The sequence below is a fragment of the Kaistia defluvii genome, from assembly GCF_026343955.1.
GTDB classification, from domain to species: Bacteria; Pseudomonadota; Alphaproteobacteria; order Rhizobiales; family Kaistiaceae; genus Kaistia; species Kaistia defluvii.
In genome coordinates, this window is the sequence record NZ_JAPKNI010000002.1 from 377104 (window position 1) to 401691 (window position 24588).

The 24588-nt window shown below is 68.1% G+C and carries 24 protein-coding genes and 1 riboswitch; of the genes, 10 read left to right on the forward strand and 14 right to left on the reverse strand.

The window, feature by feature from the left end; all coding sequences use genetic code 11:
• Nucleotides 1–71 precede the first annotated feature (71 nt).
• On the reverse strand, nucleotides 72–569 hold the full coding sequence (locus OSH10_RS06175) for a cytochrome b (RefSeq protein WP_266330754.1): 498 nt from the start codon (nucleotides 567–569) through the stop codon (nucleotides 72–74).
• 64 nt (nucleotides 570–633) lie between these two features.
• On the reverse strand, nucleotides 634–1311 hold the full coding sequence (locus tag OSH10_RS06180) for a transaldolase family protein (protein ID WP_266330755.1): 678 nt from the start codon (nucleotides 1309–1311) through the stop codon (nucleotides 634–636).
• A gap of 324 nt (nucleotides 1312–1635) precedes the next feature.
• Between OSH10_RS06180 and OSH10_RS06185 the strand changes: the two genes are divergently transcribed.
• Nucleotides 1636–1896 (forward strand): hypothetical protein, encoded by a 261-nt coding sequence (locus OSH10_RS06185; RefSeq protein ID WP_266330756.1) that lies wholly within the window; start codon nucleotides 1636–1638, stop codon nucleotides 1894–1896.
• A 117-nt stretch (nucleotides 1897–2013) separates the two neighbouring features.
• On the opposite strand, the gene OSH10_RS06190 is transcribed toward OSH10_RS06185, so the two are convergent.
• Both OSH10_RS06190 and OSH10_RS06195 read right to left on the reverse strand, forming a co-directional pair.
• Nucleotides 2014–2868 carry a hypothetical protein gene (locus tag OSH10_RS06190; protein ID WP_266330757.1) on the reverse strand — a complete coding sequence of 285 codons (855 nt, stop codon included), beginning with the start codon at nucleotides 2866–2868 and terminating at the stop codon, nucleotides 2014–2016.
• Entirely contained in the window at nucleotides 2835–3485 is a 651-nt protein-coding gene (locus OSH10_RS06195) for a S24 family peptidase (RefSeq protein WP_266330758.1), read from the reverse strand. Before OSH10_RS06195 ends, OSH10_RS06190 begins: the two co-directional genes overlap by 34 nt.
• 209 nt (nucleotides 3486–3694) lie before the next feature.
• Between OSH10_RS06195 and OSH10_RS06200 the strand changes: the two genes are divergently transcribed.
• Nucleotides 3695–4039, forward strand: a complete 345-nt coding sequence (locus tag OSH10_RS06200) for a DUF952 domain-containing protein (RefSeq protein ID WP_266330759.1) — start codon at nucleotides 3695–3697, stop codon at nucleotides 4037–4039.
• Nucleotides 4036–5112: a quinone-dependent dihydroorotate dehydrogenase gene (locus tag OSH10_RS06205; RefSeq protein ID WP_266330760.1), complete on the forward strand. Its 1077-nt coding sequence runs from the start codon at nucleotides 4036–4038 to the stop codon at nucleotides 5110–5112. Before OSH10_RS06200 ends, OSH10_RS06205 begins: the two co-directional genes overlap by 4 nt.
• Nucleotides 5113–5170: 58 nt before the next feature.
• Here OSH10_RS06205 and OSH10_RS06210 read toward each other — a convergent pair whose 3' ends face one another.
• Nucleotides 5171–5974 carry a DUF4394 domain-containing protein gene (locus OSH10_RS06210; RefSeq protein WP_407660679.1) on the reverse strand — a complete coding sequence of 268 codons (804 nt, stop codon included), beginning with the start codon at nucleotides 5972–5974 and terminating at the stop codon, nucleotides 5171–5173.
• Nucleotides 5975–6107: 133 nt separating this feature from the next.
• On the opposite strand from OSH10_RS06210, the gene OSH10_RS06215 reads away from it, so the two are divergent.
• Nucleotides 6108–6677, forward strand: a complete 570-nt coding sequence (locus OSH10_RS06215; RefSeq protein ID WP_266330761.1) for a sigma-70 family RNA polymerase sigma factor — start codon at nucleotides 6108–6110, stop codon at nucleotides 6675–6677.
• Entirely contained in the window at nucleotides 6674–7390 is a 717-nt protein-coding gene (locus tag OSH10_RS06220; protein ID WP_266330762.1) for an anti-sigma factor, read from the forward strand. The genes OSH10_RS06215 and OSH10_RS06220 overlap by 4 nt, the downstream gene beginning before the upstream one ends.
• Here the strand turns inward: OSH10_RS06220 and OSH10_RS06225 are convergent.
• Nucleotides 7385–8713, reverse strand: a complete 1329-nt coding sequence (locus tag OSH10_RS06225) for an MATE family efflux transporter (protein WP_266330763.1) — start codon at nucleotides 8711–8713, stop codon at nucleotides 7385–7387. The two genes, OSH10_RS06220 and OSH10_RS06225, sit on opposite strands and share 6 nt — an antisense overlap.
• Before the next feature lie 94 nt (nucleotides 8714–8807).
• Here OSH10_RS06225 and OSH10_RS06230 point away from each other — a divergent pair, with 94 nt between their 5' ends.
• Nucleotides 8808–9710, forward strand: a complete 903-nt coding sequence (locus tag OSH10_RS06230) for a histone deacetylase family protein (RefSeq protein WP_266330765.1) — start codon at nucleotides 8808–8810, stop codon at nucleotides 9708–9710.
• Nucleotides 9711–9804: 94 nt separating this feature from the next.
• Here OSH10_RS06230 and OSH10_RS06235 read toward each other — a convergent pair whose 3' ends face one another.
• Both OSH10_RS06235 and OSH10_RS06240 read right to left on the reverse strand, forming a co-directional pair.
• Entirely contained in the window at nucleotides 9805–10314 is a 510-nt protein-coding gene (locus OSH10_RS06235; protein ID WP_266330767.1) for a hypothetical protein, read from the reverse strand.
• Nucleotides 10315–10429: 115 nt separating this feature from the next.
• On the reverse strand, nucleotides 10430–12094 hold the full coding sequence (locus OSH10_RS06240; protein WP_266330768.1) for a lysine--tRNA ligase: 1665 nt from the start codon (nucleotides 12092–12094) through the stop codon (nucleotides 10430–10432).
• A gap of 202 nt (nucleotides 12095–12296) precedes the next feature.
• On the opposite strand from OSH10_RS06240, the gene OSH10_RS06245 reads away from it, so the two are divergent.
• Nucleotides 12297–12722 carry a tellurite resistance TerB family protein gene (locus OSH10_RS06245; RefSeq protein ID WP_266330769.1) on the forward strand — a complete coding sequence of 142 codons (426 nt, stop codon included), beginning with the start codon at nucleotides 12297–12299 and terminating at the stop codon, nucleotides 12720–12722.
• A 149-nt stretch (nucleotides 12723–12871) separates the two neighbouring features.
• On the opposite strand, the gene OSH10_RS06250 is transcribed toward OSH10_RS06245, so the two are convergent.
• Complete coding sequence (locus OSH10_RS06250; RefSeq protein WP_266330771.1) at nucleotides 12872–13750, reverse strand: transporter substrate-binding domain-containing protein; 879 nt, start codon at nucleotides 13748–13750, stop codon at nucleotides 12872–12874.
• A 142-nt stretch (nucleotides 13751–13892) separates the two neighbouring features.
• Here OSH10_RS06250 and OSH10_RS06255 point away from each other — a divergent pair, with 142 nt between their 5' ends.
• Nucleotides 13893–15734, forward strand: a complete 1842-nt coding sequence (locus OSH10_RS06255) for a glycosyltransferase family 2 protein (RefSeq protein WP_266330772.1) — start codon at nucleotides 13893–13895, stop codon at nucleotides 15732–15734.
• Here the strand turns inward: OSH10_RS06255 and OSH10_RS06260 are convergent, their stop codons facing one another.
• The 4 genes from OSH10_RS06260 to OSH10_RS06275 all read right to left on the reverse strand — a co-directional run bounded on the left by OSH10_RS06260 (nucleotide 15735) and on the right by OSH10_RS06275 (nucleotide 20457).
• The gene (locus OSH10_RS06260) at nucleotides 15735–16412 is read right to left on the reverse strand and encodes a spermidine synthase (RefSeq protein WP_266330773.1); all 678 of its coding nucleotides are present in this window, start codon (nucleotides 16410–16412) and stop codon (nucleotides 15735–15737) included. It abuts the gene before it with no gap.
• A 66-nt stretch (nucleotides 16413–16478) separates the two neighbouring features.
• On the reverse strand, nucleotides 16479–16868 hold the full coding sequence (locus tag OSH10_RS06265) for a DUF930 domain-containing protein (RefSeq protein ID WP_266330774.1): 390 nt from the start codon (nucleotides 16866–16868) through the stop codon (nucleotides 16479–16481).
• 155 nt (nucleotides 16869–17023) lie between these two features.
• Nucleotides 17024–17740, reverse strand: a complete 717-nt coding sequence (gene pdeM, locus OSH10_RS06270) for a ligase-associated DNA damage response endonuclease PdeM (protein ID WP_266330775.1) — start codon at nucleotides 17738–17740, stop codon at nucleotides 17024–17026.
• A 173-nt stretch (nucleotides 17741–17913) separates the two neighbouring features.
• Entirely contained in the window at nucleotides 17914–20457 is a 2544-nt protein-coding gene (locus OSH10_RS06275) for a ligase-associated DNA damage response DEXH box helicase (RefSeq protein WP_407660680.1), read from the reverse strand.
• A gap of 102 nt (nucleotides 20458–20559) precedes the next feature.
• Here OSH10_RS06275 and OSH10_RS06280 point away from each other — a divergent pair, with 102 nt between their 5' ends.
• Complete coding sequence (locus OSH10_RS06280) at nucleotides 20560–21582, forward strand: ligase-associated DNA damage response exonuclease (RefSeq protein ID WP_266331133.1); 1023 nt, start codon at nucleotides 20560–20562, stop codon at nucleotides 21580–21582.
• On the opposite strand, the gene OSH10_RS06285 is transcribed toward OSH10_RS06280, so the two are convergent.
• Nucleotides 21561–22490: a DMT family transporter gene (locus OSH10_RS06285; RefSeq protein ID WP_266330776.1), complete on the reverse strand. Its 930-nt coding sequence runs from the start codon at nucleotides 22488–22490 to the stop codon at nucleotides 21561–21563. The genes OSH10_RS06280 and OSH10_RS06285 overlap by 22 nt on opposite strands.
• Before the next feature lie 87 nt (nucleotides 22491–22577).
• Nucleotides 22578–22728, reverse strand: a riboswitch (FMN riboswitch).
• A 108-nt stretch (nucleotides 22729–22836) separates the two neighbouring features.
• Between OSH10_RS06285 and OSH10_RS06290 the strand changes: the two genes are divergently transcribed.
• Nucleotides 22837–24498 (forward strand): cisplatin damage response ATP-dependent DNA ligase, encoded by a 1662-nt coding sequence (locus OSH10_RS06290; RefSeq protein WP_266330777.1) that lies wholly within the window; start codon nucleotides 22837–22839, stop codon nucleotides 24496–24498.
• Nucleotides 24499–24588: the final 90 nt, after the last annotated feature.

The following is a 24588-nucleotide window of genomic DNA, read 5'->3' on the forward strand; positions in this document are numbered from 1 at the left end:
CCCCTTGGCGCGCGGAGCGGCCCAAGGGGGTCCCGAAGCAATCGTAGAGACGGAGCGGATGAGGATACCCGTCAGCTTCCGGGCCTGAGCATGCGCAGCAGCAGGCCGTCGCGCAGCCAGAACTGATGCCACAGCGCCGCCACCGCATGCAGCGCGATCAGCACGATGAAGGCGGGCTTGCCCAGTTCGTGCACGTCGCCCAGCGACGGGATGAACCAATAGGCCAGAATGCCGGTCACCGGCACGGCCACCAGCAGGACATAGAAGGCGATATGGGTGAGGCGGGCCAGCGTCCCCAGCAGGGCAGAGCCGGGGGGCAGGGGCGGCGCGCCGAAGCGCAGCCGCAGCGCCAGGCGGATGGCGACGGCGGCCAGGATGGCGAAGCCGACCCAGATGTGCAAGGTCGCGAGTGTCGCGTCGGACGGGTCAAGCGCCGTGCCGCGCCGGGCGGCCCGGACGCTGTGCGACATGCTCTCGCCGAAGATGAGCTGGAAGAGCACCATCACGACGATCACCCAGTGCAGGGCGATCTGGCTGGCCGAATAGCCTCGGGGGGCGGGTCGCGACATTCATGCCTCGCTGGCGTTGATTTCTTTAGAATAATTCTAAACAAAATCGATGCTGGCGCAAGCGTCAGCCCTCGGCAGCGGTCTCGAACGCTTCGGCTGCGGCCTCGGTGAGGTCTTCGGCGAAGAGTGACGTGGCGACTGCGGGCGAGAAGGTGAAGGTATCGAGGCCGAGCCGGCCGAGACGGACGAGGTCGTCGGCGGCGCGCAGGCTGGCGACGAGCACGCGGGTTTCGCTGCCGGAAGCGCGCAGGATCTCCTGCATGGCGGCGATCTCGCCAAAGCCGTCGCGGCCGGCATCGTTCATGCGGCCGAGATAGGGGGCGACGTAATCGGCGCCGAGAGCGGCGGCGCTCAGCGCCTGGTGCGCGGCGTAGACCGCCGTCATGGTGATGCGGACGCCCTCGGCCTTCAGCGTCGCGGCCGCGATGGCGCCTTCGCGGGTGATCGGCACCTTCACCACCATGCGCGGATCGAGCGCGGCGAGGATGCGGCCATTGGCGATCAGGGCTTCGCTGCTGCGGCCCCAGGTCTGGGCCTGGAATTCGGCGACGTCGGCCTCGAAGGCGACATGCGAAAGGCGGCTCAATTCGGCCAGCGTGTTGGCGACGCCGGCATTGGCGAGAAGGGTCGGGTTGGTGGTGATGCCTTGGAAAAGGCCGGTCGGCAGCCATTCGTCCCAGTCGGCCCTGTCGGCGCTGTCGAGAAAGAGGCGCGGGCGGATCGTCTGGGTCTGGTCGTGCATCAGGGCCTGCCGGTGGTTCGATTGGGCCGGCATACTATGGGGTGGCCCCGCGATGCGGAAGCGCCAATTCCAATTGCTGCACTGTGCTGAAAGCGGCCGGATGGCTGGTCGAGGAGCGCCGGTTTGCGCCCGCGATCCCGCCCTGCGATCCGGCGGCCGAAGCGTGCCGCCCCGTCGCATGCCCTGCGGGAATGGGTCGCCATGCCGGTGTTTGTGATGGCCATCACTGACTCTTCCCTTTCGTCATGGTGGAACGAACTCACGACAGCGGGCGTTGGGCCTGCAACGGGAAACAGGGGGCGTCTAACGCGACGCAGATCGAAAATGACAGCAGTCACCACGCGCACTACCATCAGTCTGATCACCACCGCGGCGCTCGTCGCGTTCGGCGTCACGGTCTATGGCGGACAAGCCATCAGCCGCACGAGCGGCGCCAAGGATCCGACCGCGCTGACGCTGTTCGACAAGGCTTCGGTGGGCGGTCGCAAGGGCTGCGAGATCCAGTCCTGGCCCTATATCGCCCCGGAATGCCTGCAGCCCTCCGACGGCAAGCAGACCCTGGCCAAGCCGGCCCGTACGGTCTGAGTCTGATTCAAGCTGCATTTCCGGCTTCCGGTGCTGAGGGCCGGAACGGCATCGGATCTCCAGCATCAACGCCCCTGCCAAGCCTTATGTAACCGGCTTTCGCAGCCGCAAGCCTCGCTAGTTCTGTAGGCAATCGGGCGGCGTCTCGACTTCCCGCCACACACCACGCCTGGCGCAGCGCGCTTCCTTCTCGGCGGCGACATAGCCCTCGGGCGCTTGCTTCGCCGCCTGCGCCCAGCCCTGTTCGACCAGCCAGAGCGCAAGGTCGGTCGGGCCGATGCGGCAAGGCGCAACGACCGGATCGGCTGTCTCGTTGGCGGAAATCCGGCATTCGACGCCAAACGCGCGAATCCGCCGGCGGAGCGCCACCAGCGCCAGATGAGAGCAGGCCACCCTGGCCTCAGTACCATCGCTGGCGGGCGGGCTGCAGAGCCGGTCGGCGGCGGGCGTGTTGATCCCGGCGAGCCGCACCTTGCGCGGGCCGATATCGAGCAGCCCGGCTTCCTCCACCACCACCGGCGCATAGGCTTTCCAGCGCGGTGGCGTCGGCGCCTTCTTCGGCAGCGCCTCGCGTTCGAGCGGGCCGCTGCCCGAAGGGGCGGGGGTCATGCCCGGCGCGGTGACATTTCGGGTCGCGCGCGCGACAGGCTCGGCAGGCGCGGGTAGTGGCAGTCCCGGCGTGGTCTCCGCGACCGTTCCGGGCTGGGGCGGCAAGGCCCCGGACGACGGCGGAGCGGGCGGCACGGCGCCGGCGGGATCGTCGCGATTGACAGGCTGGCCATCGAAAGGATCGGCGTCCGTCTCGGCCGGGTCCGATCCGGAAGCGGGCGGACCCATCAGCCCCGCGAGTTCGTCCCGGTCGAGGCCGCCGATCTGGGAAGTGATGATGAAGGCGAGGGCGAGCATCGCGGCGAGGCAGAATGCGGCGAGCGCCGTCCTCACTGGCTCGCCCAGATGATCCGGGCCATCCACTCGATCTCGCGCGCGGCGATCTCGCGGCTTGGATGTTCCGGATTGATCGAGAGCAGTTCCACGCTCTTGGCCGTCCGGCGCGCCAGCACCTTGGCCATGACCTCGCCGCCCTGGGTGCGCACGACGACGCGGTCGCCCGGGCGGCAGGTGGCCGTCGGCGAAACGATGATGATGTCGCCGGCGCGATAGAGCGGCATCATCGATTCGCCCGAGACCTCGAGCGCATAGACGCCTTCGGTCGCGCTGGTCTGGGGAATCGCCACTTCGTCCCAGCCCTGTCCGACCGGGAAACCGCCATCGTCGAAATAGCCGCCGGCGCCGGCCTGGGCAAAGCCCAGCAGCGGCACATGGCGGAAGGGACCGGCCTGCTCCGGCGGCGTGGTTCGCCTGGCCGCGATCAGTTCCATGAAGCCGTCGAGCGGTTCGCCGGTGGCGTCGAGGATCTTGGAGATGCTTTCGGTCGAGGGCCAGCGCAACCGGCCGTCGCCGGCGATCCGCTTGGAACGGTTGAAGGTGGTCGGGTCGAGCCCGGCCTTGCGGGCCAGCCCCGAGGTCGTCAGGGCGTTGCGGGCGGCCAGCCGATCGATCGCCGCCCAGATCCGCTCGTGCGACAACATGGCGGACACCTCCGGGAATGCGGGTCACGCCCGCGTCGTCCCGCGCCTGGAAAGCTGCGGAAAGGAATATATCCCTTTCCACCAGCTTTTATCCCCGTGCGCCGGACCTGTCCAGCCGCCGGCCCGGCATTTTGACGCTTGCGGCAAGGCGACCCTTGTTCCGGCGTGGCGGCGTGACTAGTTTGCGGCCAGCTTGTCAAGGATCCCACATGACCATCATCTTCAAGATCGCGCCAGACACCCTTTGGAGCGAGGCTAAGGACGCGGGCGTCTTCACCGGCGCGCCGATCGACCACGCCGATGGCTACATCCACTTCTCGACCGCCGAGCAGGCGCGCGAGACGGCCGACAAATATTTCCACGGCCAGACCAACCTGCTGCTGGTCGCGGTCGATGGCGAGAAGCTCGGCGACAAGCTGAAATGGGAACCCTCGCGCGGCGGCGCGCTGTTCCCGCATCTCTACGGCCCGCTCGATTTCTCCGCCGTGCTCTGGACCAAGGCGCTGCCGGTCGGCACGGATGGCAGCCACATTTTCCCCGAGCTCGCCGCATGAGCGCCTTCGGCAGCCTCGTCCGGCCGCTGCTGTTCCGGATCGATCCGGAAAAGGCGCATGGCCTTTCGATCAAGGTGCTGTCGTCGGGGCTGCACCCGTCGGTCCGCCCGGACCGCGATCCGCGCCTGGCGCGAAAACTGTTCGGGCTGGATTTTCCCAATCCCGTGGGCATCGCGGCAGGCCTCGACAAGAATGCCGAGGTGCCGGATCCGCTGCTGGCGATGGGCTTCGGCTTCGTCGAGATCGGCACCGTCACGCCGCTGGCCCAGCCCGGCAATCCCAAGCCGCGCATGTTTCGCCTCGTCGAGGACCATGGCGTGATCAACCGCCTCGGCTTCAACAATGAAGGCCATGCGGCGGCGCGGCGCCGGCTCGAGGCGCGGCGCGGCAAGGGCGGCATCGTCGGCGTCAATATCGGCGCCAACAAGGATGCCACGGATCGCATCGCCGACTATGTCGCGGGCATCGAGACCTTCTCCGATCTCGCCTCCTATTTCACCGTCAACGTCTCGTCGCCCAATACGCCCGGCCTGCGCGACCTGCAGGCGCGCGGCGCGCTCGACGAATTGCTGTCGCGCGTGCTCGCGGCGCGCGACGCCCAGTCGCGGCGCGTGCCGGTGCTGTTGAAGATCGCGCCCGACATGGATGAGGCCGGCCTTGCCGACGTGGCGGAGGTGGCGCTGGCGCGCGGGATTGACGGCGTCATCATCTCGAACACGACGATCTCGAGGCCGAAGCTGATCGACGCCGCGACGGCGAAGGAAGCCGGCGGCCTCTCCGGCCGGCCGCTGTTCCGCCTATCGACGATCCAACTCGCCCGTTTCCGCAAGCGGGTCGGCCCGGATCTGCCGCTGATCGGCGTCGGCGGCATCGAGTCGGCGGAGACCGCCTTCGCCAAGATCGCGGCTGGCGCCGACCTGGTGCAGCTCTATTCCGGCTTCGTCTATGGCGGCCCCGGCCTGCCCGCCGCCATGCTGGCCGGGCTGTCGCGCATCCTCGACCGCCGGGGCATCCCCTCGATCGCCGAGGCCGTCGGCATCGACACGGAAAAGTGGGCGAGCGAAACGGCCTGACCGTTCCGCCGCCCGGTTGGCAAAGGCTCGCCCGAGCCCTTGCCCTGTCCGGCGCCGCTTACGGCAGGATGGCGATGTCGCGCAGCGTGCCCGTCAGGCCTTCCAGCTTGCCCGACGCCTTGGCTTCGCCGCTGGCGAGATCGACCGTGTAGAGCGTGTCGCCGGCGACCAGATAAGCCGTATTGACCAGATCCCCAGTCGAATGGATGTCGAAGGCGTAGCCCGGCGCTCCGTCGATCTTCAGCTTGCCGATCGCCTTCAGCGTGCCGTCATTCGGCTTGGTCTGCTGGATCAGCGCGACGATGGTGGCGTCGATGTCGAACATTGCCGTCTTTTCCGGCTTGCCGACCGAATTGGTGTAGGCGGCGGCAACGATGGCCGGCTTCTCGCCTTCATGCATGTCGCCGGCCTCATAGGCGAGCGAGCCGTCGACCGTCACCTTGCCGTCATCGACATTGACGCGGAGATTGGTGCCGTCCGTGCCCATCAGGCGCAGGCGGTCGGCGGCGGGATTGAAATCGACGATGGCCGCGACGCCATCGGGCAGCATCTGCGAAAGCTTGCTCTTGTCGGTCGCCTTGCCGGAGGCCGGGTCGATCGTGACGATACGGCCGTCCGAGGCGACGCTATAAAGCATCTGGTTGGCCGGGCGCACGTCGATGCCATGCAGCTTGTCGACGCCGGCGACGTCCACAGTGCCGGTGACCTTGCGCGTCTCGGTATCGAACATCACCAGCGTCCTGTCGCCGGAGAGGCCGATGGCGGGGGCGGCCGAGGCGGCGGAGAGGCCGGCGACGCTGACGAAGGCGGTGGCGGCGAGGCGGATGGCGGTCTGGTGGATGGCGGTCTGGTTCTTGGGCACGATCATCTCCTTTGGAACGACTGCGGGTCGCAGCCCTGCAGGTTCGTTACCCACCAGCCCGGCCGCTGGATGCAGCGGAAGAAAATAATTCTCGAGCCTGCATCGCGATGCCGCCGCCATGTGTATGAAGGGAATGACCGCCCACGCCATGCCGCAGGAGCCGATGCTGGATCAGACACCGGACGGATGGATGCTCGCCATGGCGCGCGGCGACCGCGCCGCCTTCGCCGCGCTGTTCGAGGCGGAGGCAGGCCGGCTGATCGCCATCGCGCGCCGCATCGTCCGGCGGCAGGATCTGGCGGAGGAGGCGGTCCAGGAGGGCTTCGTTTCGGCCTGGCAGTCGGCGGCTCGCTTCGATCCGCAGCGCGGTTCGGCCCGCGCCTGGCTGACGACGATCGTGCGCAACCGCGCCCTCAACCTGATCCGCAACGACGCCCGCCTCGAATTCCACGACGCGGAGGATGTCGCCGCCATTGGGGACCGCGCCGCCGACGCCATGGCGGCGCTGAACCAGCTTTCCGACCGCGACGCGCTTAAATCCTGCCTCGGCGCGCTGGACGAGCCGAAACGCCAGGCGATCCTGCTCTGCTACGTCACCGGGCTCGACCATGGCGAGGTGGCCGCGACGATGAAGGCGCCGCTCGGCACGGTGAAATCCTGGATCCGGCGCGGCGTCGTCGCCTTGCAGGAGTGCCTGTCATGAGCCGCCAGGACCAGATGGCCCGCGCCGGGCGCTATGTGCTCGGGCAGATGGAAGGCCGCGAGCGCGACGATTTCGAAGTGGCGATGCAGGCCGATGCCGAACTGGCGTCGAGGGTCGACCGTCTGGCGCAATCGATGCAGGCGCTGGACGACACGGTGACGCCCGGCGCCATCCCGCCCGGCATGTGGAAGGCGATCGAGGCGCGCACCGCCGGCATGGCGCAGCTTGGCCCGGTCCGCGCCGGGACGGTCGTCAGCCTGGAAGCGGCGCGGGCGCGGCGGCGCTGGCTGCCGGCGGCTCTTGCCGCCAGCCTCGTCCTGGCTTTAGGCGTGGGGTACCTTGCGGGCACGCGCCTCGGCGCACCGCGCGAGCCGGTCGCCGTCGCGGTGCTGCTCAACGAGACGGATTCCATGCCCGGCGCGATCGTGCAGGCCTATGCCGATGACAGCGTCACGCTGCGGCCGCTGCGGGCCTTCGCCGTGCCGGAAGGCAAGATCCTGCAGGTCTGGACGCTGCCCGACCGCGAGACGGGGCCTGTCTCGCTCGGCACGCTGCCGCGGCAGGCGACGACGCGCCTGCAGGGGCCGGACCTGCCGCTGCCGCATGAGGGACAGCTCTACGAGATCACGCTGGAGCCGAGCCCCGGCTCGCCGACGGGCAAGCCGACCGGACCGATCCTCGTCAAGGGCTATGCCCGCTTCTCGCCGTCATGATCCGGCAAAGGCGACCCGCGTGCGGACCCGGCATCGCCAGAGCAGGGTGAAGCCACGCGCCGACAGGAAGACGAGCATGGCCAGCCACAGGCCATGCGCGCCCCAGAGCGGCTCCGCCACGGCCCACACGGCGAGATAGAGCAGGAGCGACAGCAGCATCATGTTGCGCATGTCGTCCGACCAGGTGGCGCCGATGAACACGCCGTCCATCTCGAAGGCGAGCACGCCGGCAAGCGGCGTCAGCGCCGTCCAGAACAGGTAGTGCCGCGCCGTTTCGCGCACCTCGGGGTTCACCGTCATGGCGTCGATCAGATACGGGCCGCCGAACCAGAAGCAGAGCGCGGCGATCGTCGCCAGCACATAGCCCCAGCCGAGCGTCAGCTTCATCGAGCGCAGGAAGGCGGGCTTGTAGCGCGCGCCGATGGCCCGGCCGGCATATTGCTCGGCCGCTGCCGCGAAGCCGTCGAGGAAATAGCCGCCGACCAGGAAGAAGTTCATCAGGATCGCGTTCGCGGCGAGGACGACGTCGCCCATCTTGGCGCCGCGCGAGGCGAAGAAGCCGAAGGCGAACAGCAGCGCGAAGGAGCGGATCATGATGTCGCGATTGACCGCGACCATGCGCAGGATCTGCGTCCGGTCGAGGATCCGCGCCATCGAAGGCCGGTGCGCGCGGTCGAGCCGTCGCATCACGATGGCGAGGCCCAGAATGGCGGTCACCGCCTCGCCCAGCGTCGTGCCCCAGGCGGAGCCGGCGATGCCCCAGCCAAGGCCCAGCACGAAGGCGATGTTGAGCACGATGTTGAGGCCGTTCAGGAAGGTCTGCAGGAACAGGCCGAGGGTCGAGCGGCCGAGGCCGATCAGCCAGCCCAGCATGACGTAGTTGGCCAGGGCGAAGGGCGTCGAGAACACGCGGATGGAGTAGTATTCCGACGTCGCGGCCTGCACAGCCGGACTGCCGCCGAGCGCGGCCAGCGCGACCGCCAGGATCGGCCCGGACAGGACAATCACGACCAGGCCGATGCCGAAGGCGACGATCAGCGCACGGAAGAAGGTCGCCTGGATCTCGGTGCGGTCATCGGCGCCCAGCGCCTGGGCGACCAGTCCCGTCGTGCCGCTGCGCAGGAAATTGAACGTGGCGAAGACGAAGTCGAAGATGACCGCGCCCAGCGCCACGGCGCCGAGCAGCGCGGCGTCGCCCAGCCGGCCGATCACGCCCATGCCGACAAGGCCAAGCAGCGGCGTCGAGAGATAGGCGAGCGTCATCGGCACGGCGATCGACAGGATGCCGCGATGCGTGACTTCGAAGGGGCGGATGGGAATCATGGACTCGGGGTGCGGTTGTGGTGGTGCCCCAAGAGCGATAGCGGCTTCCCCGTCCGGCGTCGACGCGCTCGTTGCGAGGCCCTATGTTCGGCGCATGCTGCCGCCCATCGTCCACCATCCCGCCTACACCGCCGAGATCCCGGCCGATCATCGCTTTCCCATGCAGAAATACCGCCGCCTGGCGGAGATCGTGGCCGCCGACGGGCTCGCGCCGGCGGGCTTCGTCGTGCCGGAGCCGGCGACGGCGGCGCAATTGTCGCTGGCGCATGACCGGTCTTATGTCGACGCGGTGCTGGCGCTTGCCCTGCCGCCGGCGGTCGAGCGCGAGATCGGCCTGCCGATGAACGAGACGGTGGTACGACGCGCCGCCGCCGCCACGGGCGGCACCATCCTGGCGGCGAGGCTCGCTCTGGCGCACGGGCTCGCCTGCAACACGGCCGGCGGCAGCCATCATGCCCGCAGCGACCAGGGCGCCGGCTTTTGCACCTTCAACGACGTCGCCGTGGCGATCCGCGTGCTGATGGCGGAGGGGATGATTGGCACGGCGCTGGTGGTGGATTGCGACGTGCACCAGGGCGACGGCACCGCCGAGATCTTCGCCGCCGACGCCACCGTGACGACGCTGTCGCTGCATGGCGAGAAGAACTATCCGGTCCGCAAGCGCCAGTCGACGATCGACATCGGCCTTGCCGACGGGACCGACGACCGCGCTTATCTCGCCGCGCTCGACGGCATTCTGGCGCCGCTGCTGGACCGCACCCACCCGGACATCGTCTTCTACAATGCCGGCGTCGACCCGCATGAGGCGGACAGGCTCGGCCGCCTGTCGCTGTCCGATGCGGGGTTGGCGGCGCGCGACCGGCGGGTGATCGAGGCGGTGCGCAGCCGGGGCATTCCGCTGGCCGGCGTGATCGGCGGCGGCTATGGCGCCGACGTCGAGCCGATCGCGCGCCGCCACGCACTGCTGCATCGCGCGGCGGCGTCCTTTGCGGGGTAGGGGAAGGGTGGAGACATCTGCGCTGCTTCTCACCTCTCCCTCAGGGAGAGGTGAAAATAAGGTCTGCGGATTCAAAGCCAAAGCTTCCGCCTGATCAATTCTTTCGAAACGTCAGGTCCGACAAAGTGGTGGTAGGCCCTTTCGGATCGGGCTGGCTGACGACCCGGATGCGCAGCAGGCCCTTGCCGTCATTGACGATCGTCATCCGCGCCCTGGTGCTGCCATTGACCGGCTTCGGCCATACCATGGTGAAGTTGACGCGGTCGCCATTGCGCTTGCCCGAAATCGCCGCCGGCCCGGCGCGCGCGCCGACATAGGTCCCCGTATAGCGGCCCGTGGCGGCGTTGTAGCGGACATTGGCGCTGATATCGCGCGAGACGATGATAGCGCCCCGGCAGACCCCGCCGATCGACATGCGGTTGGCGGCATGGTCGCCGGCGACGGTGCACCGGGCGTTGAAGACGGGCGATTCCGCATTGCGCCGAACCGCGCCGCTACCCGACCAGTCGCCGGTGAAGCGGTTCAGAAAGCCCTGTTCGTCCGCGAAGGCGAGGCCCGTCGGGCTGAACAGGACCGCGAGGAAGAGGCTTCTCAAGTAGGTCATGGCAGTCGCTCCCGAACGGCAACGGCTGACTATGGCAACCGTTGCGTCGGTGGCGACGCACAACCGATCACGATCTGTTCAAAAGAACCGGATCGCGATCGGCGATCTCCATGTTTCAGCTAGCCGCCAGCTCGCCCTTGAGCGCCCTGGCGATGCGGTCGCGCGTCTCGGGAATGCCGTAGATCGCCACGAACGAGCCGAAGCGCGGGCCCTGGTCCTGGCCAAGCAGCACCTGGTAGAGACCGCGGAACCAGTCGAGCGAAACGCCGGGCGGGTTGCCGTCCGGACCCTTCTTGTTCGGATCGGGGAAATACTGTCGGCCGATGTCGAAGACGATGGTCTGGATCTCGTCGGCGGTGGAGCCCGCCGGCAGTTCGGCCAGCGCCGCGTCGAGCGCGATGAGCGCCTCGCGGATGGCGCCTTCCGGTACGACATAGTGCTTGCCGGACTTCAGCACGTCGTTGAAGTAGCGGATCGCATAGCCGGCGAGGCGGTCGAGCTTCTCATGCGTCGCCGCGGTCAGATGCGGCATGTAGCGCGAGATATAGGCCCACAGCACGCCCTTGTCGGTGGCGTCCGAGACGCTGACGAGGTTCAGCAGCATGGCGAAGGGGATCGGCGAGGCTTCCGCCGGCGGGTGGCCGGAATGAATATGCCAGGCGGGATTGCCCAGTTGCTGCTCGACCGGCTGGCGCGGATAGGCGTCGACGAAGCCGAAATATTCGTCGACCGTGCGCGGGATCACCTCGAAGGAGAGGCGCTTCGCCGTCTTCGGCTTCGAATACATGTAGAGCGCCAGGCTGTCATTGTCGGCGTAGGTCAGCCACTGCTCGATCGTCAGGCCGTTGCCCTTCGACTTCGAGATCTTCTCGCCGTTCTCGGCCAGGAAATGCTCGTAGGTGAAGCTTTCCGGCGGCTCGCCGCCCAGCGCGCGGCAGATCCGGGTCGAGAGCTTGACGCTGTCGATCAGGTCCTTGCCGCTCATTTCATAGTCGACGCCGAGCGCGAACCAGCGCATCGCCCAGTCGGCCTTCCACTGGCACTTCACCGCGCCGCCGGTGACCGGCACCTCGACGCGCTCGTTCGTGTCGGGGTCGACATAAGTGATCGTGCCCTTCTCGACGTTGCGATCGACCATCGGCACCTGCAGCACGACGCCGGTGGTGGGCGAGATCGGCAGGAAGGGCGAATAGGTGGCGCGACGATCCGGGCCGAGCGTCGGCAGGATGATTTCCATCACCTGATCGTACACTTCGAGCATGCGCAGCAGCGCCTTGTCGAAGCGGCCGGAGGTGTAATAGTCGGTCGCGCTGGCGAACTCGTAGGCGAAGCCGAAGCCATCCAGGAAAGCGCGCAGGCGCGCATTGTTGGCCGCGCCGAAGGACGGGTATTCGTTCGAGAACGGGTCCGGCACGCGGGTCAGCGGCTTGCCGATATGGGCCTGCATCATCTCCTGGTTCGGCACGTTGGTCGGCACCTTGCGCAGGCCGTCCAGATCGTCCGAGAAGCAGAGCAGCCGGGTCGGGATCTTGTCTTCGGTCAGGAGGCGGAAGGCGTTGCGCACCATGGTGGTGCGGGCGACCTCGCCGAACGTGCCGATATGCGGCAGGCCCGAGGGGCCGTATCCGGTCTCGAATAGCACCGGGCCGTCCGGGCGGCCCTGCCGCTTCAGCCGCTCGACGATCCGGCGCGCTTCCTCGAACGGCCACGCTTTCGAAACCTGCGCGGCCTGAACGAGTTCGGGCGCAAGATCGAGAACAGGGAGCGTACCGGTCGACATCGAAAACCTCTTCTGGGGAAACGCGCGCGAGACGGCGCGCGTGGGCGCGGACCCTAGGCAGCGGCCCGCGCCGCGTCAATGGTCCGCCCGCGCAATCGGGCACGAAGGGGGCAGGCCAGCCTGTTGAATGGCGGCGCAAGAGATCCTACCCTAAGGACCGTCAATTCTGGACGGCAACCGTCCGCCTTAGGAGCGTTTCGACATGGACAAGCCCACCGGCAGCACGGTCTCCCCGCAGGAGGCTCTGATCTATGCGATGGTGACGCTCTCGGCCGTCGACAAGCAGATGACCGATCGCGAACTGCGCAAGATCGGCGATGTCGTCAACACGCTGCCGATCTTCGGGGGCTTCGATACCGACCGGCTGATCAAGATCGCCGAGGACTGCGCCGCGATCACCCAGGAAGAGGACGGCCTGCATGCGGTGCTGGCGACGATCGCCACCTCGCTGCCCAAGAAGCTGCATGAGACGGCCTATGCGCTCGCCGTCGAGGTCGCGGCGGCCGACCTGCATGTCGAGCAGGAGGAACTGCGCTTCCTCGAACTGCTGCGCGACGTGCTCGACGTGGATTCGCTGACCGCCGCCGCCATTGAACGCGGCGCCCGCGCCCGCCATCGCACGCTCTGACATTCTTCACCTCTCCCTGAGGGAGAGGTCGGAGCGTAGGTCCGGGTGAGGGTTTACGCCCTCACCGGAGAAGGCCCTCACCCCAACCCGCTCGCGGGAGAGGGGTGGGTGAGGGACTTGCTTGCTAGGCGCCCCCCGGTCGCCCGCCCTCAAAAATATCCGACCGGGAAATAGCGCAGATAGAGCTCGGCGAAGACGCCCTTGTCGTAGAGGCTGTCGAGCGCCCAGTTGACCGCCAGGCGCAGGTCGTTGCGGTTGGGCGGCAACGCGATCGCCAGGCCCTGGCCGAAGAAATGCGGCTCGACATAGGCGCCGCCGACAAAATCGCAGCAGCCCGCAGCCGGTTCCGACTGCAGCCAGAAGGCCAGTTGCACGCCGTCGCCGAAGACGAGGTCGACGCTTCCCGCCTTCAGCGCTTCCTCGGCCGCGCCCGGCGTGTCGACCGCGACCCGCGTGCTGGCCGGGAAGAAGGCGGCGAGATAGGCTTCGTGCGAACTGCCCTTGGTGACGGCGATCTTGCGGCCGGCCAGCCCCTCGGCGTTGAGCCGCGCGGCGGTTTCGCCCTTGCGGCCGGCGAAGCGGGCGACGGGACGGAGATAGACGTCGGAAAAATCCAGCTTCGCCCGGTTTTCCGGCGTGATCGCGATCCCGGCCAGCGCGGCGTCGACACGTCCGGCGGCAATCGTCTCGACCAGCCCGTCCCAGGGCCGCGCCTGGATCGTGCAGGGCACGCTCAGTTCGCGGCAGATGGCGCGGGCGAGATCGACATTGAACCCCGTCAGCTTGCCGTCCGGTCCCGTGAAGTTGAAGGGCGGGAAATCGTCGGTCGTGGTGAAGCGGATCCCGGTCAGTGCCGTCGTGGCGGGCCGGTCGAGACGGCGGTTGGGGTCCCACAGGTTGGGTATGGTGACGGCAGGCGCGGCGCTGGCTGCTGGCGTCGCCGCCACATCCTGGGCCTTCGCCGCGCCGACGGTCGCCATCATGCCCGTCAGCATCGCGATGCTCGCCCAGATTGCGATGCTTGCCAAATGCCGCCGCATGCCTGTATCACTCTGCGTTCTGGTTGCCGTTACGTAAGCCATGAGAATGGCGCGTGCGGGACTATAGACGAATTGTCGATGGGCACGAAGCCGGGCAATCGCGTTGCCCGGGCCAGCGGCGGGGGAGCCAATGGGCTATGGGTGGAATCCGCCGGGCGGGGAGCCGCCGGACGAGCCGCTTCGCTATGCGGTTCTGGCCGCGCGCCTTGGGCTTCCGTTTGATCTCGCGCCAAGAAAGACCTTTGAAGCCGTGGTGCCGCATGACGGCGCGGGCGACGTGCAACGCCTCGCGGCGGGCATTCGCGCCGGCCGTGTCGCCATGCTCGACGATGGCGGGTCGCGCCGCCTAGTGATCGCGCCCCGTCCGCAGGATGCGGACAGGCTGGCGGAGGCGCTCGCCCGCAAGCCCGAACTGGCGGGGCGGCTGACGGTCACCACGCCCGCGGCGATCCGGCGCTGCCTCACAGAGGCGGCTGCGCCGCAACTGGTCGAGGAGGCGGTGTCGGGACTGACTCGAAGCCATCCGGACTGGTCGGCCCGGCGCCTGCTGACGCCGGCCCAGTCGCTGGCGGGACTGGTGTTCCTGGCTCTGGTGGCGCTGGCACTGTGGCAGACGGGCTGGCTGGTCGTGCAGATCTTCAACATCGCCGCGGGCCTGCTGTTCCTGGCGCTGGTCATGCTGCGCCTGCTCTCCATCAGCGTCGCGCTCGAGCGCACCTTCCGCCCGCCGCCCTCGATCGAGGTGGACCGGTCGCGCCTGCCGGTCTACAGCGTCCTCGTGCCGCTCTATGACGAGGCGCATATGGTGGCCGACCTGGCCCGGGCGCTCGACCGGCTCGATTGGCCGAAGGACCGGCTCGACATCAAGTTCATTGTCGAGGCGCGCGACCGCTCGACGAAGCGCGCGCTCGACCGGCTCGATCTCGGCCCGCATGTCGAGATCCTGGTGGTGCCGGACTGCGCCCCGCGCACCAAGCCGAAGGCGCTCGATTTCGCCCTGCCGCTGGCGCGCGGACGCTTCGTCACCGTCTATGACGCCGAGGACCGGCCCGATCGCGGCCAGTTGCTGGAGGCCTACCTCGCCTTCAAGGCCGGCGACGAGCGGCTTGCCTGCATCCAGGCGCCGCTGCTGATCGACAATGACGACGTCAATGGCCTGACCGCCTTCTTCGCCATGGAATATTCGATGCAGTTCGACGGCGTGCTGCCCACCCTGGCGGCGCTCGACATGCCCTTGCCGCTGGGCGGCACGTCGAACCATTTCCGCATCGAGGCGCTGCGCGCCGTCGGTGGGTGGGATCCGTACAACGTGACGGAAGACGCCGATCTGGGCATACGGCTCGTCCGCTGCGGCTATCGTTCCGGCACCATCACGAGGCCGACCTATGAGGAAGCGCCGCGCACGATGCGGCTCTGGCTCAAGCAGCGGACGCGCTGGCTGAAGGGATGGATGCAGACCTTCCTGGTGCATACGCGCCATCCGGTCCAGCTGTGGCGGGCCATCGGCTCGCGGCGGACGCTCGGCTTCCTGTTGACCGGCTTCGGCACCCTCGTCGCGGCGGCGATCCACCCGGTCTATATCGTCACCGCCTTCGCCATGGTGATCGACCCGACGATCATCTGGCGGGCCGACAGTCCGCTCGACGCGGCGATGATCTTCCTCAACGTGTTCAATTTCGTCGCCGGCTATGTCGTCTTCGGGCTGCTGTCACGCGCCACGCTGCGGCTCCGGCGCAAGAAGCGGCAGCCGGGCGTGCTGCCTTTCCTGCCCGGCTATTGGCTGTTGCTGTCGCTCGCCTGCTATCGCGCCTTCTTCCAGCTGATCGTCGCGCCGCATCGCTGGGAGAAGACCCGGCATCACGGTCGGGAGCGTCCCGGCCGGCAGGCGATCGCCGCCAGAATTCCGCAGGCGCCGCCGCCCCGGCCGCCGAGGCTGCTCGCCGCGCCGCGATCCCGGCTGCGGCAAGCCTGATCATTCCGGCCGGACAGCGATCCAGATGACGTGCTTGGCGCCGCTGCGACCGCGATTGGCGCGGACCTTCACCTCTTCGACGGTAAAGCCGGCCTTGCCGAGGCGCTGGGTGAAGGCGGCGTTCGGACCGGACGACCAGACGGCGAGCACGCCGCCGGGACGCAGCGCCGCGAAGGCGGCGCCGAGGCCGCGCATGGTGTAGAGCCCGTCATTCGATTCCCGCGTCAGCCCTTCCGGGCCGTTGTCGACATCGAGCAGGATCGCGTCGAAACCCTTGCGACCGGCGAGGATCAGCGGGCCGACATCGCCTTCGTGGATGGTGACGCGGGGATCGTCGAGGCAATTGCCGAACACGGACTGCATCGGGCCGCGCGCCCAGGCAACGACCGCCGGCACAAGCTCCGCCACGGTGATCGCCGCATCGGGGGCGAATTCGGCCAGCGCGGCGCGCAGCGTGAAGCCCATGCCAAGACCGCCGATCAGCACGCTTGCCCCGGGCCGGCCCGCGATCTTCGCGGCCGACAGGGAGGCGAGCGCCTCTTCCGAGCCGCTCAGCCGGCTGTTCATCAGCTCGTTCGAGCCGATCATGATCGAGAACTCGGCGCCGCGCTGCATCAGGCGCAATTCGCCGCTGGCGCCGGGGATGGTTGCCGTGTCGAGCCGGACCCAGGGTATCAAGCGCGCGTTTCCATTGTTGCGGGGACAATCGCCGGCACCATACACGGACCAGGCGGGATTGGCCGGTCAGGGATAGAAGTTCTTCGCTTCCCATTCGGAATGCGGCACGTGCCGGATGCCCTTCACGCTCAGTTTCGTCACCTTCATATGGTCCGGCGTGACGGCGCAGCGATAGGAGAATTCATACCATTCGCCCTTGCGGCGAAAGGCGCCGCCATCGCCCGCCGCGACATCGCCCTCGATCTCGGGGCGGTGCAGCATGTCGATGAACGCGCGGTCCGTGGCCCCGTCCTTGCGGCTCGAGGTCTTGTCCATCACGGCGATGTCGCAGACCTGGATCAGGCGCGTCGTGTCGTCGAGTTCCTTCAGGCTGGCGGCAAGGCCGGAATCCGCCGCGAGCGCGGAACCTGGCAGGACGGCCATCAGGACAGGCAGGATCAGGGCCAGGCGGCGCATCGCGGTTTCCTTTCAGGGGTATTTCAGGGGCGTCAGGGACGGCAAGGGATGCCGGTGGATCGCCTGGCGCTAGGGCCGTCGCGGAAGGAACGTGGAGGGCGCGGCCCCGTGAAGGTATCGGCGTGAGACTTTCTCTCGGGAGCAGATCGGGAAGGCTAGCCGTCGACCAGGCGATGGCCGGCGATGGCGTGCACGGCGTCGCCCAGCATCCAGGCATGGAAGGCGCGGCCATCGAAGAGCGGCCGGAACGCCGCGTCGAGGACGTTGAGGCCGCCGGCCAGCGCGCCAAAGGCCGGCAGGATCAGGCGGCGGCCATCGGCCGCGAAGCAGCGGCGGCGGATCGAACGGCCGCGACCGACAAGCCGGGCGGAGGGGTGCAGGTGGCCGGCAATCTCGCCCGTCTGCGCGCCCGGACGGGGTTCGTGGCGGAAGGTGAGGGGGCCGATCGAAAGTTCGCTCGTCGCCCAGCCGCCGAGGTCGCGCGGCGGATCGGGGTCGTGGTTGCCGGCGATCCAGATCCATTCGGCCGAGGCGGTCATGGCGCGCAGCGAGGCGCGGTCTGCCGCGTTCAGCCGGTCGCCGGCGTTCCGGTCATGAAAGCTGTCGCCAAGCGCGATGACACGGGAAGGCGCCAGGCGGGCGAGGATCGTGGCCAGCCGCTGCAGCGTTGCCATCGTGTCATAGGGCGGCAGCATCTGGCCGCGACGGGCGAAGGACGAACCTTTTTCGAGATGCAGGTCGGCGACGACGAGCGTCCGCTCCTCCGGCCACCAGAGAGCGCCCTCGACGAGCGGGATGAGCGACACGGAGGCGACCGAAAGGCCCGGCTGCGCCGTTTCCGTCTCGTTTCGCGCCACTGCCTCGCTCTGCATTCCAGCCTTCGCCTCCGGGGAATCTCGCCCGACGCATCCGATTCAACGTCGAGTTTATCATTCGAACACGCGGGGAACACCCTGAAGCCCTGATTCCGATCGCCGCAGCGGATCGAGATGGCAAAGGCACGGGATGACGCCGAGCGCGCTGTCGGCAGGGGCAGGCGAAGACCTCACTCCACTTCGGCCGGCGCCTCGGTCATCTCGCCCATAGCCTCGCGCACCAGATCGTCCGCATTCTCGCGCAGGATCTCCTCATTGGCCTGGCCGGCGACGGGCTCCCGGCCGATGTCCAGCATGACCGGCACCGCGAGCGGCGAGACGCGGTCGAGCGGCTGGTGGCGGATATGGTCCTTCACCCGCGCCAGCATGTCGGAAAGGCGGCGCACGTCGAGCAGGCCGGTGGCGGCATCGGCCCAGGTCGCCTGCAGCAGGATGTGGTCGGGCTCGTGCGAGCGCAGCACGTCGTAGATCAGGTCGGTCGAGATCGTCACCTGGCGGCCGGACTTCTCCTTGCCGGGGTGGCGGCGCTCGATCAGCCCGGAGATCAGCGCGCAGTTGCGAAAGGTGCGCTTGAGCAGATGGCTTTCCGCCAGCCAGGCGTCGAGATCGTCGCCCAGCATGTCCTGGTCGAACAGGTCGCCGACCGAAGGCTTCTGCCTGGCGAAGGCCGCGCCCATGTCGCCGAGCCCCCAGACCGCGAGCGCGTAATCCGAGGCGACGAAGCCCATGGGCTTCAGCTTCGCCCGCTCCAGCCGTCGCGTCAGCAGCATGCCGAGCGTCTGGTGCGCCAGCCGCCCCTCGAACGGATAGGCGACCATGTAGAAGCGATTTCCGCGAGGAAACGTCTCGACCAGCAGCTCGTCCCGTTTCGGCAGGACCGACGCCCATTGCTGCAAAGCGAGCCAGTCCGAAACCTGGTGCGGCAGCCGGCCCCAGGCGGATTCGTCGGCGAGCAGGCCGCGCACGCCATCGGCGAGATAGGTGGAGAGCGGAAATTTGCCGCCCTGGTAGGATGGCACCTTGGGCGCCTCGTTCACCGTGCGGCTGACGATCGCCTCATTGTCGCGGATGCCTTCCAGGCGCAGCACCAGGCCGGAGAACAGGAAGGTATCGCCCGGCGAAAGGGCCTCGGCGAAATACTCCTCGACCTCTCCGAGCACCCGGCCGCCCATGCCGAGCGGGCCGCCCCGCCGGCGCGAGGCCAGGCGAACCTTCAGCATGGGGGATTCAACGATGGTGCCGACATTCAGCCGGTATTGCTGGGCGACCGCGGGGTTTGAAATCCGCCAGAGGTCGTCCGGACCGCGCCGGATCTTGGCGAAGCGCTCATAATTGCGCAGCGCATAGCCGCCCGTGGCGACGAAATCGATCACCTGCTCGAAGATCTCGCGCGGCAGTTCGGTATAAGGCGCAGCCGAGGTGACCTCGTCATGCAGCGCCTCGACCGAAAACGGCGCCGCGCAGGCCATGCCCAACACATGCTGCGCCAGTACGTCCAGCGAACCCGCCTTCAGTCGGGGCGTATCCTGCGCCCCGGACGTGCTCGCCTCCAGCGCCACGGTGCATTCCATCACCTCGAAGCGGTTGGCCGGCACCAGCAGGGCGCGCGACGGCTCGTCCATGCGGTGGTTGGCGCGGCCGATGCGCTGCGCCAGGCGGCTGGCGCCCTTCGGCGCGCCGATATTGATGACGAGGTCGACATCGCCCCAGTCGATGCCGAGATCCAGCGTCGAGGTGCAGACGACGCAGCGCAGGCTGCCGGCCGCCATCGCCGTCTCGACCTTGCGGCGCTGGCCGACTTCGAGCGAGCCGTGATGCAGCGCGATCGGCAGCGCGTCCTCATTGACCTGCCAGAGTTCCTGGAAGACCCGTTCGGCCTGGCTGCGGGTATTGACGAAGACCAGCACCATGCTGTTGGCGCGGACGGCCTCGTAGATCTCGCCGATCGCATGCACGGCCGAGTGGCCAGCCCAGGGCAGCCGCTCTTCGGTGTCGAGGATGGTGATCTCCGGCTTGGCGCCGCCGGATACGGTGACGAGATCCGCCAGCACCCGTCCCGTTTCGGGCGCCTGCGGCATCAGCCAGGCGCGCAGATCGTCGGGCTCCGAGACGGTCGCCGAAAGGCCGACGGCACGCAAGCCGGGCGCCAGCTTGCGCAGGCGGGCCAGGCCGAGCGAGAGCAGGTCGCCGCGCTTGGCCGTCACCAGTGCGTGCAATTCGTCGAAGATGACGGTCTCGAGATCGCCGAAAAAGCGGCCGGCATCGGGATTGGAGATCAGCAGCGCCAGTTGCTCCGGTGTCGTCAGCAGGATTTCCGGCGGCTTCAGTTTCTGGCGCTGGCGCTTGTGCGCCGGCGTATCGCCCGTTCGGGTCTCGATCGCGATCCTGAGGCCGATCTCGGCGACCGGCGCTTCCAGATTGCGCGCAATGTCGACGGCGAGCGCCTTCAGCGGCGAGATGTACAGCGTGTGCGGCCCGCGCCCGCCTTTGCCCGCCGGCGGTCGGGTCGCCAGGTCGACGAGGCTGGGCAGGAAGCCGGCGAGCGTCTTGCCGGCGCCGGTCGGCGCGATCAGCAGCGCCGAATGCCCCTCGCGCGCCTTTTCGAGAAGCGCGAGCTGATGCGGCCGCGGCGCCCAGCCGCGACGGGCGAACCAGTCGAGAAAGGGAGCGGGCAAAAGATCGGGGGAGGTTCCGGCGTCGAGGCTTTCGGTCACGATCTAGAGGTAGGAGCGGGGAGGGCGGAAGTCGAGGGATGAGGCCATCACACGGGAGCCCTTTCTTTCGGGCACGTCCTTCCCCACTATCAGGCCAGCATGATCCGTCCCGAAGAACTCCTCTGCCCGACGCCCGATGGTCTCTGGTGCCCGCTCGGCGGGTTCCACATCGATCCCGTGCGCCCGGTCGCGCGCGCCCTGATCACGCATGGCCATGCCGACCACGCCCGACCGGGCCATCAGGCCGTGATGGCGACGCGCGAGACACTGAAGATCATGGCGGCGCGCTATGGCGAGGGCTTCGCCACCAGCCAGACGGTGGCGCATTTCGGCGAGGTCACGCGCATCGGCGACGTCACCGTGCAGTTCCACCCCGCCGGCCATGTGCTGGGCTCGGCGCAGATCGCTGTCGAGGCGAAGGGCCTGCGGATTGTCGCGTCCGGCGACTATAAGCGCCGGCGCGACCCGACCTGCGCGCCGTTCGAGCCGGTGCAATGCGACGTCTTCATCACCGAGGCGACCTTCGGCCTGCCGGTATTCCGCCATCCCGATGATGTCAACGAGATCCACAAGCTGCTGGCCTCGCTCGCGGCCTTCCCGGAGCGGGCGCATCTGGTCGGCGCCTATGCGCTGGGCAAGGCGCAGCGGGTGATCAAGCGGCTGCGCGAGGAAGGCTACGACCGGACGATCTACATCCACGGCGCGCTGGAAAAACTCTGCCGGCTCTATGAGGAAGAGGGTATCGACCTGGGCCCGCTGGAGCAGGCAACCGTTGAGACCGGGCGCAAGTCCAAGGACTCGGTCGATTTTGCCGGCGCGGTGGTGGTGGGGCCGCCTTCGGCCTTTGCCGATCGCTGGGCGCGGCGCTTTCCCGATCCGGTCTCGTGCTTTGCCTCGGGGTGGATGTCGATCCGCCAGCGCGCCAAACAGCGCGGCGTCGAGCTGCCGCTGATCATCTCGGATCACTGCGACTGGGGCGAACTGACCGAGACCATCGCCGAGATTGCTCCCGCCGAGGTTTGGGTCACGCATGGCCGCGAGGAAGCGCTGGTGCGCTGGTGCGAACTGGCCGGCATCCGCGCCCGTCCCCTGCACATGGTCGGCTACGAGGACGAGGCGGAGTAGGGCTCCTGGCCGTTCGGATGCCGCGTTTCCCGCCAGAGCAGGAACATCGACGCGCCGACGATCAGAGCCGCGCCGAGCCAGAGCTGGCTTGACGGCACCCAGCCGAAGACGAGCCAGCCGGCGAGCACGTTGAGCGGCAGCTTCACATGGTCGAAGGGCTGCACATAGGCGGCGTCCGCCCTGGCATAGGCGAGCGCCAGAAAGCCCTGTGCGGCGGCGGTCAAAACGCCGACCGCTACGATCGCGATCCAGGCATCGCCGGAGGGAATGGCGATGCCGGAAGGCAGCGCCAGCACCAGATTGACCGGTGCGAGCAGCAGCAGAAGCCAGGCCGTCACGGTCTCGGGGCTATCCTCGGCGAGCAGCTTCTTCTGGATCAGCGAGACGCCGGCCCACAGCACCGACGCCACCAGCGGATAGAGGCTGGCGGTGGTGAAGCTTTCGGAGAACGGGTCGAGGATGATCAGCCCGCCGGCAAAGCCGACGAGCACGGCGAGCCAGCGCTCGAGCGAGACCTTTTCGCGGAGGAACAGCCCGGCGCCGAGCGTGACGATGAAGGGCGAGGTCATGACCAGCGCGATCGCCTGGCCGATCGGCACGGCATGCGACAGGCCGAGCACCCAGAACTGCACGCCGACGGCGGCGAACAGCACGCGCAGCGCCTGCAAACCGGGACGGCGCGATTTCAGCGATGGAAGGCCGCGTCTCGCCGCCCAAGGCAGGATGACGACAAGGGCGACGGCATACTGCAGGAAGGCCGCCGTCGGCGCCGGCAGGTGCAGATTGACGGTGGCGATCTGTTCGAGCGTGTTGACGCCGGCAAAGGCGACGCCGGCAAGGATCATCCAGAAGGCGCCCGCGACGGGCGCTCCGAGAGCGGAAGGCTTGGTGAGGGTCGTCTGACTCATGTTGGTTCCCATCGGGTTCGACAACACGAAATCAGGGCATAGCAAATACGCATGCACCGGCCGCAGGCGGCCGGTTCGCATCGTCTTCGCCGTTCTCTTCCATCCGGACTATGACCGTCGGCTTCGGAATTCAACCGAATCTGCTGACCCTTCCCGTTGGAACGGAAAGGCGCTCGCGGGCTTGAAGGAAAACCTTCTTACCGCCGGTGGGGAGTTGCACCCCGCCCTGAGAACGAGTCCCGGCCGCGAGGCCGAGCCGCCGATACTTAGGCGCTCGGCCGCATCACCGCAACCCGTGCCCGGGCTGGGGCTTTTCGCAGCCGGTTGCAGAACCTAGATTGGCGCCATGCAGGATTTCGCCGCCCTCCTCGATCGCCTGATCCTGACGCCCTCGCGCAATGCCAAGCTGCGGCTGATGGCGGAGTATTTCCGGGTTACTCCCGATCCCGATCGCGGCTGGGCGCTGGCGGCGCTGACCGGCGGGCTCGACGTGCCGTCGGTGAAGCCGGCCATGCTGCGCGCGCTGGTGGCCGAGCGCATCGACGAGGTGCTGTTCGCCTATTCCTATGACTATGTCGGCGATCTCGCCGAGACGATCGCGCTGGTCTGGGACGAGCGCAGCGGCCCGACCATGTCCTCCAGCCCCGCCGCGCAAACCGGCAGCAACATCCCGTCGCTGTCGGCGATCGTCGAGACGCTGCTCGCCTCGTCGCGGGCCGATGGGCCGAAGCGGGTGGCGGCGTTTCTCGACGCGCTCGATTCCGACGGCCGCTGGGCGCTGCTGAAGCTCGTCACCGGCGGGCTGCGCATCGGCGTCTCGGCTCGCCTCGCCAAGCAGGCGCTGGCCGATTTCGGCGCCGAAAAGGTCGAGGGCTTGCAGGTCAACGAGATCGAGGAGCTCTGGCACGGGCTGAAGCCGCCCTATCTGGCGCTGTTCGCCTGGCTGGAAGGGCGGGAGGAAAAGCCGGTTTCGTCGGCGCGGGGGCCGTTCCGGCCGGTCATGCTGGCGCAGCCGCTGGAGGAAAACGACCTGCCGCGCATCGTGCCGGAGGTCTATGCGGCCGAGTGGAAATGGGACGGCATCCGCGTGCAGGCCGTGTCGGATGCCGGCGTCCGGCGGCTTTACACCCGCACCGGCGAGGATATCGGCGATACCTTCCCCGACATGCTCGATGCGCTCGATTTCGATGGCGCCATCGATGGTGAGTTGCTGGTCGGCCGGCGCGCGGGCGAGGCGATCGAGCCGGGCTCGTTCTCCGAATTGCAGCAACGCCTCAACCGCAAGACCGTCTCCGGCAAGCTGATCGCCAGCCATCCCGCCTTCATCCGCGCCTATGATTGCCTTGTCGACGGCACGGAGGATGTTCGAACGCTGCCGTTTCGCGAGCGGCGGACGCGGCTCGAAAACCTGGTCGCCGGCTCGCTCGCCGGCCGCATCGACCTGTCGCCGCTGGTTGCCTTCGACACGGCCGACGACCTGATGGCGAAGCGCAGCCTGCCGCCGGTGCCGATCATCGAAGGGCTGATGCTGAAGCGCTGGGACTCGGTCTATGAGCCGGGCCGGCCGAAGGGCCCGTGGTTCAAGTGGAAGCGCGATCCCTACACCGTCGATGCCGTGCTGATGTATGCGCAGCGCGGCCATGGCAAGCGCTCGTCCTTCTATTCGGATTACACCTTCGGCGTCTGGAAGGCCGGCGAGGGCGGCGACGAGCTGGTGCCGGTGGGAAAGGCCTATTTCGGCTTCACCGACGAGGAGCTGGTCGAGATCGACCGCTTCGTCCGCCGCAACACGCTGAACCGCTTCGGGCCGGTGCGCGAGGTAACGCACAACGCCGATGTCGGGCTGGTGCTGGAGGTGGCGTTCGAGGGGCTGAACCGCTCGGCCCGGCACAAGTCCGGCGTCGCGATGCGTTTTCCCCGGGTCAGCCGGCTGCGCTGGGATAAGCCGCCGCGCGAGGCCGATCGGATCGAGACGCTGGAAGCGTTGCTCGAGCCCGAGGCGGGGTGAAACGCGGACCGCGATTTTAGCCCGTTTTCCCGCCGCAGGGATCCGCTATCATCCGCCCGAATCGAACGCCGGCCCCGCGTCGGGGCGGCG